General features: G+C 67.0%; 12 protein-coding genes. 8 read left to right on the plus strand and 4 right to left on the minus strand.

All coding sequences use genetic code 11. The features are described from left to right. The first annotated feature begins 1 nt into the window (after nucleotide 1). The 3 genes from tpx (at nucleotide 2) to A2G96_RS19735 (ending at nucleotide 2,096) form a co-directional block, all read left to right on the plus strand. Nucleotides 2-502, plus strand: coding sequence for a thiol peroxidase (gene tpx / locus A2G96_RS19725; protein ID WP_062801736.1), 501 nt, complete (start codon nucleotides 2-4; stop codon nucleotides 500-502). A gap of 131 nt (nucleotides 503-633) precedes the next feature. Next, nucleotides 634-1,581 (plus strand): carbohydrate kinase family protein, encoded by a 948-nt coding sequence (locus A2G96_RS19730; protein ID WP_062801737.1) that lies wholly within the window; start codon nucleotides 634-636, stop codon nucleotides 1,579-1,581. 38 nt (nucleotides 1,582-1,619) lie between these two features. After that, on the plus strand, nucleotides 1,620-2,096 hold the full coding sequence (locus A2G96_RS19735; protein ID WP_062801738.1) for an outer membrane lipoprotein: 477 nt from the start codon (nucleotides 1,620-1,622) through the stop codon (nucleotides 2,094-2,096). Between the two features lie 270 nt (nucleotides 2,097-2,366). Here the strand turns inward: A2G96_RS19735 and A2G96_RS19740 are convergent, their stop codons facing one another. Beyond that, nucleotides 2,367-2,948 (minus strand): histone H1-like DNA-binding protein, encoded by a 582-nt coding sequence (locus A2G96_RS19740; RefSeq protein ID WP_062801739.1) that lies wholly within the window; start codon nucleotides 2,946-2,948, stop codon nucleotides 2,367-2,369. 1,517 nt (nucleotides 2,949-4,465) lie between these two features. Here A2G96_RS19740 and A2G96_RS19745 point away from each other — a divergent pair. Continuing rightward, on the plus strand, nucleotides 4,466-4,930 hold the full coding sequence (locus A2G96_RS19745) for a DUF2147 domain-containing protein (protein ID WP_062801740.1): 465 nt from the start codon (nucleotides 4,466-4,468) through the stop codon (nucleotides 4,928-4,930). A 125-nt stretch (nucleotides 4,931-5,055) separates the two neighbouring features. Here A2G96_RS19745 and A2G96_RS19750 read toward each other — a convergent pair whose 3' ends face one another. Continuing rightward, the gene (locus tag A2G96_RS19750; protein WP_062801741.1) at nucleotides 5,056-7,197 is read right to left on the minus strand and encodes a TonB-dependent receptor; all 2,142 of its coding nucleotides are present in this window, start codon (nucleotides 7,195-7,197) and stop codon (nucleotides 5,056-5,058) included. 179 nt (nucleotides 7,198-7,376) lie between these two features. After that, entirely contained in the window at nucleotides 7,377-8,249 is an 873-nt protein-coding gene (locus A2G96_RS19755; protein WP_062801742.1) for a LysR family transcriptional regulator, read from the minus strand. Between the two features lie 132 nt (nucleotides 8,250-8,381). Here A2G96_RS19755 and A2G96_RS19760 point away from each other — a divergent pair, with 132 nt between their 5' ends. From A2G96_RS19760 to A2G96_RS19770, 3 genes are all read left to right on the plus strand, one after another. Then, the gene (locus tag A2G96_RS19760) at nucleotides 8,382-8,774 is read left to right on the plus strand and encodes a tautomerase family protein (protein ID WP_062801743.1); all 393 of its coding nucleotides are present in this window, start codon (nucleotides 8,382-8,384) and stop codon (nucleotides 8,772-8,774) included. 201 nt (nucleotides 8,775-8,975) lie between these two features. Next, nucleotides 8,976-10,367: a GntP family permease gene (locus A2G96_RS19765; protein WP_062801744.1), complete on the plus strand. Its 1,392-nt coding sequence runs from the start codon at nucleotides 8,976-8,978 to the stop codon at nucleotides 10,365-10,367. 101 nt (nucleotides 10,368-10,468) lie between these two features. Further along, nucleotides 10,469-11,302: an aldo/keto reductase gene (locus tag A2G96_RS19770; protein WP_062801745.1), complete on the plus strand. Its 834-nt coding sequence runs from the start codon at nucleotides 10,469-10,471 to the stop codon at nucleotides 11,300-11,302. Between the two features lie 18 nt (nucleotides 11,303-11,320). Here A2G96_RS19770 and A2G96_RS19775 read toward each other — a convergent pair whose 3' ends face one another. Then, nucleotides 11,321-11,734, minus strand: coding sequence for a hypothetical protein (locus A2G96_RS19775; protein WP_062801746.1), 414 nt, complete (start codon nucleotides 11,732-11,734; stop codon nucleotides 11,321-11,323). 215 nt (nucleotides 11,735-11,949) lie between these two features. On the opposite strand from A2G96_RS19775, the gene A2G96_RS19780 reads away from it, so the two are divergent. Beyond that, entirely contained in the window at nucleotides 11,950-12,528 is a 579-nt protein-coding gene (locus tag A2G96_RS19780; protein WP_062801747.1) for a BPSL1445 family SYLF domain-containing lipoprotein, read from the plus strand. Nucleotides 12,529-12,619 lie beyond the last annotated feature (91 nt).

The raw sequence follows: 12,619 nt of genomic DNA on the forward strand, positions 1-12,619 counted from the left end.
CATGAGCAACGTCACCCTCGGCGGCAACGCCATCGAAGTCGCAGGCAAGTTCCCGCAAGTCGGCGACAAGGCCCCCGCCTTCTCGCTGGTCGGCAAGGACCTGAAGGACGTCACGCTGGCCGACTTCGCCGGCAAGCGCAAGGTGCTGAACATCGTCCCGAGCCTGGATACGCCGGTGTGCCAGGCGTCGGCGCGCAAGTTCAACGAAGCCGCCAGCGGCCTGGCCAACACCGTGGTGCTGACCATCTCCGCCGACCTGCCGTTCGCCATGGGCCGCTTCTGCAGCGCCGAAGGCCTGGCCAACGTGGTGCCGCTGTCGACCATGCGCGGCGCCGAGTTCAAGGGCAACTACGGCGTCGACATCAAGACCGGCCCGCTCGCCGGCGTGACCGCGCGCGCCGTGGTGGTGCTGGACGAGAACGACACCGTCAAGTACAGCCAGCTGGTGCCCGAGATCAAGACCGAGCCCGACTACGACGCCGCCCTGGCCGCGCTGAAGTAACAGGCGGCGCGCCTGCGATGTCAGCGGCCGCCCGCGACCACGGGGCGGCCGCTTCTGTTTTGTGCGTTACTGCTTCTGCCCGCAAAGGGCGCCGATCCACCCGAACCCAAACCCGAACACCTGGAGAGAGCATGGCCAGCCTGATCTGCGGCTCCGTCGCCTACGACACCATCATGACGTTCGACGGACGCTTCCGCGAACACATCCTGCCGGACCAGATCCACATGCTGAACGTCTCGTTCCTGGTGCCCGGCATGCGCCGCGAGTTCGGCGGTTGCGCCGGCAACATCGCCTACACGCTGAAGATGCTGGGCGGCGATCCGGTGGTGATGGCCACCGTCGGCATCGACGCCGAACCCTACCTGGAATACCTGCGCAAGCTGGAGATCCCGACCGGCCACATCCGCGTGCTGCCGGAGACCTTCACCGCGCAGGCGATGATCACCACCGACCTGGACAACAACCAGATCACCGCCTTCCACCCTGGCGCGATGAGCCAGTCGCAGCTGAACCACGTCAAGGACGCGCTCGGCGGAACGCCGGCGCCGAGCCTGGGCATCGTCGCGCCCGACAGCCGCGAAGGCATGCTGCACCACGCGCGCCAGTTCGCCGAGGCCGGCGTGCCGTTCATCTTCGACCTGGGCCAGGCCATGCCGCTGTTCAATGGCGACGACCTGCGCGAGTTCGTTGAACTCGCCAGTTACGTGACAGTCAATGACTACGAGGCGCAGGTCCTGCTGTCGCGCACCGCGTGGACCAGCGCCGAGGTTGCCGCCAAGGTCCGTGCCTTCATCGTCACGCACGGCGAACGCGGCGCCAGCATCTTTGCCGATGGCCGCCAGTACGCGATCCCGGCCGTTGCAGCCGAGCGCATCGTCGATCCGACCGGCTGTGGCGACGCCTTCCGCGGCGGCCTGCTCTACGGCATCGAAAACGGATTAGACTGGGAAACGACCGGCCGCCTCGCATCGCTGATGGGGTCGGTCAAGATCGCGCAGCAGGGTCCGCAGAACCACTGGTTGTCGCGCGATGAAATCGGCAACCGGTTCCAGTCTGCGTTCGGGTACCGCTACGCCTGAGCTGCGGCCGGCGCGTGGCGAAATTTTCGGGAACTGACATGAACAACAAGCTACGCGGCGGCGCGCTTGCCGTCCTGGGGGCCACCCTGGTTGCCACGCTGGCGGCCGGCTGCGCCACGCAATCCAATTCCAACAGCGTCTACAGCACCGGCCAGGCGCAGCGCGAGCAGACCGTGCGCTATGGCGTGGTCGAAGGCATCCGCGAGGTCACCATCCAGGGCAGCCAGAGCGGCGCCGGCACGCTGGCCGGCGGCGCCATCGGCGGCATCGCGGCCGGCAGCACCATCGGCGGCGGCAACGGCGCGGTCGCGGCCGGCATCCTCGGCGCGGTGCTGGGCGGCATCGCTGGCAGCGCGGCCGAGAACAAGATCAACCAGCGCCGCGCGCTGGAGATCACCGTGCGCCTGGACAACGGCGAGATGCGCGCGATCACGCAGGAAGCCGACGAAGCCTTCCGCCCCGGCGAACGGGTGCGGCTGCTGTCCTCCGGCGGCGTGACCCGAGTCACGCACTGACGGCCACGCAGGCCCTCACCCAAGGCGCTCCCGGGCGCCGTACCCGCAAGGGTGCGGCGCTTTTTCTTTGGCCGCTCAGGGGTCTTGCCAGGCCCGGACGCAGCCCGCGCGCGCCCATGAAAAAACCCGCCGGGCGGGTTGCCATCGGCGGGTCGGGCAAGACCAGGTGTCTTGCGGACCGGATACGCGGTATCCGGTCATGCGGGCACGACGTGCGTGCCGTTGTGGTTCCTTGCGGAACGGGTAGGATCCACGCCTTGGCGGCGCAGCTTACGGACGGTTGCCCGTCGGGAACGGCCAGGCAGCAGCCGGGTTCAGCGCGGTCTTGGCAGCCGAAGCGGGAGCAACGGCAGGGGCCGCGGCAGGCTTGGCGGCAGCCTTCTTGGCAGCCGGCTTCTTGGCAGCAGCCTTCTTGGCGGCCGGCTTCTTCGCAGCAGCCTTCTTGGCCGGTGCAGCCTTCTTGGCAGCGGCCTTCTTGGCAGGCGCCTTCTTGGCAGCAGCCTTCTTGGCCGGTGCTGCCTTCTTGGCGGCGACCTTCTTTACTGCGGCCTTCTTGGCCGGTGCCTTCTTGGCGGCTGCCTTCTTGGCCGGTGCTGCCTTCTTGGCGGCGACCTTCTTCACTGCGGCCTTCTTGGCCGGTGCTGCCTTCTTGGCGGCTGCCTTCTTGGCCGGTGCGGCCTTCTTGGCGGCGACCTTCTTCACCGCGGCCTTCTTGGCCGGTGCCTTCTTGGCGGCTGCCTTCTTGGCGGCCGGTGCAGCCTTCTTGGCGGCGACCTTCTTCACAGCAGCCTTCTTGGCGGCCGGCTTGGCGGCCTTCTTAGCCGCCGGCTTTTTCTTTGCAGCAGTTGCCATGGATAACTCCTTCACTAGAGAGTGAATATCGAATGACCTAAGTTGGCGACCCGACCGACCCGAGGCGCGCCACAGCAGCGCGGCCCCAGTCGAGCGAGCGATTCATCGGCGTGCGGCCCGACCACTGCTGCACGCTAATGAATTCGGTTGCAGGGGCACCGCCCATGGCGGTGACTTGGCGGCCGGCGCGAGCCCGCAAGCGGGTCTCGGGCACATGCCGCGCCCTGGAATATTCGATCAGCCCGCACCGCCCGTTGAGCCGGCGCGCGGCCAGAATTGAGGAGATATCGGACAGCAGGCCTGCGGTGCGGGCTTGGCCTCGCGCACGGCAGGCGGCATTCATTCGGTGGTAGCGGGTCCAACCCGTCAATGGACCAAGGGAGACTGCACGCGTTTTAAGAAGCCGGTCGGGGCTGGTCTGCGTCAAAGTTCTCGTGCTCCTCAGCTACTACCTTCGTCATTGCATCGAAGCGCGCATCGCGCTTTTCGGTTCCATCTTGCTTCCTGCTTCGCTGCAATGAAGTGAGACTCTTGTCAAGGCGAATCATAATTCGTTTGCACGATGATGTTAAGAAAAAAGTGCAAAAAAACTTGCCTGCATGCATCGCTCCAACTAGTTCTCACGCGCGTCGTCACGAAGACGTTGCCGACGACATCGAAACGCGTCGCGCGCATGCCGATGTCGGGACCCACCACGCGCGCTCGCGCACGCCGCGCGATGCCCCTTCGCCGACCGCGCGCGCCGCAGCTTTTACACACCGTCGCGCGTAGCGATGACAAGCCGCGCAGCGTGCGCGCGACGACTGCGAACAGAGCTGCCGAGTGTCCTCGCACTTTCCGAAAAGCCGCATGGACAAAGGCTTTGCGGGCGATGCACCGATACGCGAGCGGCGCGCTTCGCGCTGTGCGGCGGCACGCTTCGACACGCGCGCGACGCGATCACCGGCGCGCGCCCTGCATGCTTTACACACTCGAGCCGACACGCACGCGCGACGCCATGCTCGATGCTCGACGACACCGGCGTCGGTCGCTGTGCGACACCATCGGCGAGCGCGCGAGAGAGTGATGCGTGCACGCAACGGTTTGCATCGACGCAACATCGAAAGGCATCGCGAAGGCATCGCAAGGACATCGCGACGGCATCGAAGCGTTGCGATCGAGCCAAGCCGCGACGACAGCGAAGCGTCGCGGCAACAGTCCGGCAGTCGCTGCGATCAGGCCGCGTCGTGCCGCGCGATGCGGAGCGCGCGCGCCGTGCTTTGCGGATGCGTTCGCGCGCTCGCGCAGGGACGTGGCGAGGTGGCGCGCGGTGGGTCGTACGTCCGCTTAGAGGATTGCTTCAGCAGCCGTGCGCAGGCACGTTTTGCTGCGCCACAATAACCCGCAAACGCCCGCTGCATGCGGGCTGGCGGGAAGCAGGCAAGCGCCGCGGAGCGGCGCGCGCGCGTCCGCGCCGGATTGCGGCGCGGCGGCTGCGCCAGTAGATTGGCGTCGCTACGGACCTCAAAGGAGACATCATGCGCAGCCCTTCCCTCATCGCCTGCACCGTGCGCGCCGCGGTGCTTGCCGCCACCCTGCTCGGCAGCGCCGCGGCGCTGGCGCAGGCCACGCCCACCGGCACGTGGAAGACCATCGACGACAACACCGGCAAGCCGCGCGGGCTGGTGGAGATCACCGAGAAGAACGGCGTCTACAGCGGACGCCTGCTCAAGAGCTTCGTCGACAGCGACGGCAAGCCGCGCGTCTGCGACAAGTGCACCGATGCACGCAAGGACCAGCCGCTGATCGGCATGACCATCCTGTCCGGCCTGCGCAAGACCGGCGACAACGAGTGGAGCGGCGGCGAGATCCTCGATCCGGAGAACGGCAAGGTCTACAAGAGCAAGATGGCGCTCAGCGAAGATGGCAACAAGCTCAACGTGCGCGGCTTCATCGGCATCAGCCTGATCGGCCGCACCCAGACCTGGGAGCGCGAGCACTGAGCGATGCCGGCACTCAGGGTTTCTCCGGGGCATGCGGTTGCGTGACCGGCAGAAGAAGAAACAGCAGGCGAAAAAAAACCGGGCGGTGACGAACCGCCCGGTTTTTTTGTCCCCGATGCTGCGCTTTACATGCGGTAGCGCAGGGTGGCCATGACGCTGCGCGGAGCGCCGGGCATGTTCAGGTTGGCGTTGGTGCCGTGCGCCGAGACGATGTAGCCCTTGTCGAACAGGTTGTACACGTTCAGCTGGGCCTCGAAGGCACCGCGGCGGTACCAGGCCATCGCGTCGGCGGTGACATAGCCGGGCAGGGTCACGGTGTTGCCCGGATTCGCGAAGCGCTTGCCGACCAGGTTCAAGCCGGCACCCACGCCGAAGCCGTGGCCCAGATCCTTGGTCAGCCAAACGTTGCCGCTGTGCATCGGCGTAATCGTCGCGCGCTTGCCTTGCACCGGCTGTCCGGCATCGATCTGGGTGGAGCTAGTGACCCGGGCGTCAAGGTACGCGTAGCCTGCCAGGACACGCCAGCCTTGCGGCAACTCTGCTGCGCCGGACAGTTCCACGCCATCGGTTCGCTGCGTGCCGATCGGAAGGATTGCAGTCCCGGCAGCGTTCTGCACCTTCATATTGCTGCGCTCCAGGCGGAACACCGAGATTGTGGTGCTGGCCTTCCCGTTCAGCCAATCGTACTTGGCCCCGACTTCGGTGTTCCTGGTGCTCTCCGGACCGAGATCCGCATTGTTGGCCGCCACGGCGAACGCTTCGCCCGACGGCTGGAACGACTTGCTCCAGGACACGTAGTACGACTGGGTCTTGGTCGGCTGCCACACCAGGCCCGCGCGCGGACTCCAGGCGGTGTCAGTGCGCGACAGATCGCGCTGGCCTGCGATGCGGCTCTTGGTCTCCTGCTGGAAGTTGTCGTAGCGCACCCCAACCAGCGCCTTCCACTGCTCGCTGAAGGTGATCATGTCCTGGGTGTAGAAAGCCAGGGTGTTGAAGATACCCAGGTTCGAGGTGGCCGGGTTGCCTGGCACAAGGCGCGGAAGCACCGGAAGCACCGGGTTAAACAAGTCAAACTGAGCAATGCCACCACTGGCGTTACGCACTGGCTGGGTATTGTTGACCTGATCCTTGTTCTGCTGGCCGATCTCCATGCCGTACAGGATCTCGTGCTTCGTGCCGAAGATGGTCGCCTTCTGCGTCAGGTCGGTCTGGTTGAACCAGCCATGCTCCTCGCGACGGACGTTACCGTGGTTCATCGTCAGCGTGCGGGCCGCTTCATCGACAGACCTGGTCAACGTATTGTTCCGGTCCAGCGAGTAGTGGTAGTACCGCGTCGCATTGCGGATCGACCAGTTCTCATTGAAGCGATGGTTGATCGTGGCAGTGCCGGAGAACACACGCGACTGCGAGTAGTCGGCGTCGCGCGCGTTGGCCGCGCCGTAGTAGCGCGACGCGGGCACGTCCACCGGCCGCCCGCGGTACGCCGGGATGCCGAAGTCGGTCACGCGGCGGTCTTCCAGGTAGTCGGCCTGGAACAGCACGGTGGTCTCGGGCGCGACGCGCAATTCCAGCGACGGCGCGATTGCCTTGCGGTCCAGGAACTGCTGCGAGCGGTAGCTGTTGGCCTTCTCCACCGCGCCGGTGATACGGAACGCCGCGGCGCCGTCGGCGAACACGCGGCCGACGTCGGCCTCGGCACGGCGGTCGGCCCACATGCCGTAGCTGAGTGCGAAATCGGTAACGTCGATGCCCGGCTTCTTGGTCACGCGGTTGATCAGGCCGCCCGACGAGCCGCGCCCGTACAGCACCGCGGCCGGTCCCTTGATGACCTCGACGCGGTCGACGTTGGACAGGTCGCGGAAGTACAGCGCATCGTCGCGGATGCCGTCGACAAACTGGTCGGCGATGGCGGTAAATCCGCGGATCGAGACCTGGTCGCGCTGGCCGTCGCCGTGCGAGAACGACACGCCCGGCACGTTCTTCAGCGCGTCCTGCATCGAGGTGGCGTGCTGGTCGCGCATGACCTCGGCGGTAACCACGTTGACGGTTTGCGGCACGTCGCGCAGCGGCGCTTCGGTCTTGGTCGCGCTGACCGCATTGGGCGGGTTGTAGCCCGCGCCCAGCTCACGGCTGACGTCCGCCTTGACGGTGACTTCCGGCAACTGCGCCGGCGTCGCCGCCGGTGAGGACTGTGCCCACACCAGCATCGGTTGAAATACGAAGCTCCCCGCCACCGCGGCACAAATCGGGTGAAGTTTTATTCTCATTGGCCTGTAATCGACTGTAATAATTTGGAAAAGCGGGCGAATTATCGATTACGGGATTGTCATGGTCAACGAGATTGCGAATTATTCCTATTCACAATCCGGATATGTTGCTTTCAACACAACCGCGCTCCCTTGCATGGACCGATTTGTGATCCTTTTCTGACTTCGAAGGGGTCGCGCTAGGCCAGTTGTGCGGCCAGCGCATCGCGCGCTTCCGCAATGAAGGCAGACTCGCCGCGCCGCGCGGGCAGCAGGAAGAACTCCGCCTCCGGCAGCCGCGGCAATCCCAGCCGCGCGACGGTGGCGGCATCCAGCGGCGCCACGCCGGGCCCGATAGCCGAGGCGTTCAGGCACGACACCCCCAGCCCCGCCGCCAGCGCCAGGTGCAGCCCCGCCACGCCGGACGCGGAGTGCGCGATCTCGAACGGCACCCGCTTGCGCAGCAGCCGCTGCACCACGTACTGGTGCAGCGAGCAGGTATCGGGCAGCAGCACCAGGGGAAGGGTCGCGGGCAGGCTGTCGGCCTCGGCCGGCGCGGCGACCCAGGCGAGCGGCTCGCGCCGCAGCACCATGCCACGCGAAGCTGCGCCGCGCGTGCCCGGCAGCCGCATGCTGAGTCCGATGTCGAAGGTGTCGCGCCCGGCCGCGGCATCGATCGCCGCGCTCTTCATCACCGTCACGTGCAGGCGCAGGTACGGATAGCGCTCGCGCAGGCGCCGCAGCATGCCGGCAATCTCGCCGGGGCGGAAATAGTCGGTCACCGCAAGGCGCAGCTCGCCTTCCAGCGCGTGGCCGCGCAGCTCCTGCAAGGCCAGTTCGTTCAGGTCCAGGATGCGCCGCGCGTGCGCGAGCAGCCGCTGTCCGGCCGGCGTCGGGTGCGCGCCATGGCGGCCGCGCGTCAGCAGCGGCACGCCGGCGCGCTCTTCCAGCTTGCGCAGCTGCTCGCTGACCGACGACTGCGACAGGAACAGCCTGGGCGCCGCGGCCGACAGGCTGCCGCTGTCGGCAACCGTCACGAAGGTGCGCAACTGGTCGGTGTCGAATCCACGCATGGCAAGCCTCCGGGCAGGGGTGGAGTGGTTTCGGCATAGCCGATGGAAGGCATCGGTTATTCCCGCTTTTCCGATACTACACCACGCCCTACCATGGCTTCACCCACCCGCCCCAAACCCAAGGAGCCCGCCATGCCCCACATCGTCCTGCACCTGTCCGGCCAACCCGATGCCGACCTCACCCGCCGCAGCGCCAGCGCCATTGCCGACCTGACCGAGCGCGTGCTCGGCAAGCAGCGCGACGTGATCGCCGTAACGGTCCAGTACATCCCGCACGACAGCTGGATCATCGCCGACACGCCGCTGTCCGAGCAGGGCTGCAACACCTTCCACCTGGACATCAGCGTGACCGATGAAACCAACACCAAGGCGGAAAAATCCGAATTCATCGCGGCCGTGTTCGAGACCATGTCCGGTCTGCTGGGCAAGCTGCATCCGGTCTCCTACGTCCACGTGATCGACGCCCGCGCCGCGGCCTATGGCTACGGCGGCCGCACGCAGGAGTATCGCCACCAGCACCGGTGAAGCCCGCCTTCTCCTTCCCGCCGGCGGCCGCCACGGCCGCGGCCGCGGCCAGCCCCAAGGTTTCGCCGCAGGCCAAGCTGTGGCACAGTCGCCGGCTGATCCCTTTTCCTGACGCACAGAAAGAGACAACGCGCCACAAGCGCAGGCCCCCGCGCGGCAACGGACCGCACCTCAGGAGAAGGCAAACCTGAAGGAGATCCGATGTCGTTCCTGATCGTACTGGCAGCCCTTGCCTTTCTGATGTTCGCCGCCTACCGCGGCTACAGCGTGATCCTGTTCGCGCCGATCGCCGCGCTGGCGGCGGTGCTGCTGACCGACCCGTCGGCGGTGGCGCCGGTGTTCACCGGCATCTTCATGGAGAAGATGGTCGGCTTCGTGAAGCTGTATTTCCCTGTCTTCTTATTAGGCGCGGTATTCGGCAAGGTGGTCGAGCTGTCAGGCTTTTCCGAGTCCATCGTCGCCGCGGCGATCCGCTATATCGGGCGTTCGCGCGCCAACGCGGTGATCGTCACGGTATGCGCGCTGCTGACCTATGGCGGCGTGTCGCTGTTCGTGGTGGTATTCGCGGTCTACCCGTTCGCCGCCGAGCTGTATCGCCAGAGCAACATCCCCAAGCGGCTGATGCCGGGCGCGATCGCGCTGGGCGCGTTCTCGTTCACCATGGATTCGCTGCCGGGCACGCCGCAGATCCAGAACATCATCCCCACCAATTTCTTCAACACCACCTCCTGGGCCGCGCCGGCGCTGGGCGTCGCCGGCTCGGTGTTTATCCTGGTGGTGGGCCTGAGCTACCTGGAATGGCGCCGCCGCGCCGCCGCCGCGCGCGGCGAGGGCTACGGCACCAACCTGCGCAACGAGCCCGAGCGCAGCCAGGCCGGCAAGCTGCCGCATCCGCTGCTGGCGCTGCTGCCGCTGGTGGTGGTGGGCGTGGCCAACTTCTGGCTGACGCGGATGATTCCGCTGTGGTACGGCGAATCGAACAGCGTGGCGCTGCCCGGCCTGGCCAGGCCGGTGGAGACCAAGATTGCCAGCGTCACCGCGATCTGGGCGGTGGAAGGCGCGCTGCTGCTGGGCATCGCCGTGGTGCTGGTGACCGCCTTCGGCGCGCTGCGTGAGCGCTTTGCCGAGGGCACCAAGGGCGCGGTCGGCGGTGCGCTGCTGGCGTCGATGAACACCGCGTCGGAATATGGCTTCGGCGGCGTCATCGCCGCGCTGCCGGGCTTCCTGGTGGTGAGCGACGCGCTGCGCGCCATCCCCAACCCGCTGGTCAATGCCGCGGTCTCGGTCAGCACGCTGGCCGGCATCACCGGCTCGGCCTCGGGCGGCATGAGCATTGCGCTGGCGGCGATGTCGGATGCCTTCATCGCCGGCGCGCAGGCGATGCAGATCCCGCTGGAGGTGCTGCACCGCGTGGTGTCGATGGCCAGCGGCGGCATGGACACACTGCCGCACAACGGCGCCGTGATCACGCTGCTGGCAGTGACCGGCCTGACCCACCGCGAGTCCTACCGCGATATCTTCGCGGTCACGCTGATCAAGACCGGTGCGGTGTTCTTCGTCATCGCGCTGTATTTTCTGACCGGACTGGTGTGAAGCATTGCCGGCGCGCGCGGGTTGTACATTGCGGGTGTTGTTAACTAGTGTGGTTGGGTGCCGCCGGGTCGCCCGACCCCGGCCAAACTGGAAGCCAAGCGATGAAGCAAGTCACCCTGCCCGACGGCGAGCGCGTCCCGGCGCTCGGCATGGGCACCTGGAATATGGGCGAGTCGCCCGCCGCGCGCGCGGAAGAGATTGCCACGCTGCGCCTGGGGCTGGACCTGGGCCTGCGCCTGATCGACACCGCCGAGATGTACGGCGAGGGCCAGTCCGAGGCCATGATCGGCGAGGCCATCGCCGGCCGGCGCGACCAGGCCTTCCTGGTCAGCAAGGTCTATCCGTTCAACGCCAGCCGGCGCGGCACCGTGCAGGCCTGCGAGCGCAGCCTGCAGCGGCTGGGCACCGACCGCATCGACTTGTACCTGCTGCACTGGCGCGGCGGCGTGCCGCTGGAAGAGACCGTGCAGGCCATGGAGGCGCTGCAGCGCGACGGCAAGATCCGTCACTGGGGCGTCAGCAACCTGGACCTGTCCGATATGCAGGAATTGTGGGACGCGCCGGGGGGCAGCCGCGTGGCCACCAACCAGCTGTTGTACAACCTGGGGCGGCGCGGCATCGAGTGGGACCTGTTGCCGTGGCTGCGCCAGCGCGGCGTGCCGGTGATGGCCTATTCCCCGATCGAGCAGTCGCGCCTGCTGGGCCATCCCGGGCTCAAGCGCTTCGCGCGCGACCACGGCATGAGCGCGGCACAGGCGGCGCTGGCCTGGCTGCTGGCGCAGGACGGCGTCATCGCCATCCCCAAGACCAGCCGGCGCGAGCGGCTGCAGGAAAACCTGGAGGCCTTGTCGAAGACGCTGTCGCCGGCGCAACTGGCCGAGATCGACCGCATCTTCCCGCCGCCCGACGGCCCGGCGCCGCTGGAAATGCTCTGAGCCGACCGCGGTCCGCCGTCAGTTCTGGCGGGCCAGGTAGCGCTCGCGCTCGACGTAGCGCACCAGGTAATTGCGCGCCTTGTCGCGGGTGTCGCTGGTCACGCGCGCCGCCGCCTGGCGCGCGCTGCTCTTGCCGTGCGACGACGACATCTGCCCATCCAGATAGCTGCGGAACGACTGGTGCATCGCGTCCAGTTCCGGCTGGCACGCGGACAGCGCGAGATCGGCCACGTCCTTGGGCTGGCCCTTGGCCGACAGATTGGCGCTGGCCTTCTTCTGCGTGCAATCCATGTATTTGGCGCGCAGCGCCTGCCATTCGCTGCCGCTGTCGGCGGCCGGGGCCGATGCCGCGGCGTCAGTGGAAGCCCCCGGAGGCTGGGAGGCGCAGGCGGCCAGCAGAAGCAGCGGCAAGGCAGTGAGAAGTTTCTTCATGACTTATCAAGATGCGGTGACGGCGCAGCGGCGGTCACATGGTGGCCAGAAGCCAGCCATGGGACGTACCGGGCGCAAGGCCCATTATTCTTGCCGCGAAAGGCCGTCCCGTACCACCTTCGTCACAAATGGAAACGACTAGTTGGCCGGAATCATTTGCCCGGGTGATTTCGGCGCCTATGCTTCAAAGGCGACAACAACACTAAGGAGACGAGATGAAACGTCGAACCTTCCTGACGGCCAGCGCGGGTCTGGCCCTCGGCACGCTGGCCACCGGCGCGTGTACCACCACCAAGCCCGACGCGCCGGCCGACAAGGCCGCGCGCCGGCGCGAACTGGATTCCGGCGCTGACGCCACGCTGTCGCGCCTGTACAGCTCGGTCAACGGCTCGCGCGAGCTGGGCAGCCGCGCGCGCGGCATCCTGGTGTTCCCCAAGACCCTGTCGGCGGGCTTTATCGTCGGCGGCGAGTATGGCGACGGCGCGCTGCGCTCGGGTGGCGGCACGCGCGGCTATTACCGGCTGATCTCGGGCTCGGTCGGCTGGCAGATCGGGGCGCAGTCCAAATCGGTGATCCTGATGTTCATGACGCAGGACGCCTACGACAAGTTCGTGCGCAGCAGCGGCTGGACCGCGGGCGTGGATGCCACCGTGGCGCTGGCCACCGTTGGCGCAAACGGCGTGCTCGACACCAACACCGCCCAGCAGCCCATCGTCGGCTTCGTGCTGACCAATGCCGGCCTGATGGCGGGCCTGAGCTTCGAAGGCAGCAAGATCACCAGGCTGGACCTGTAACAGCCGCTTGGGGTGCCGCCGCGCGGCCGGCAGGTCGCGCGGCGCCGGACTTTTTTCTCGACCGCGCGTCGCGGGCGTTAGAATTCGTCCC

Source organism: Cupriavidus nantongensis (assembly GCF_001598055.1).
GTDB classification, from domain to species: Bacteria; Pseudomonadota; Gammaproteobacteria; order Burkholderiales; family Burkholderiaceae; genus Cupriavidus; species Cupriavidus nantongensis.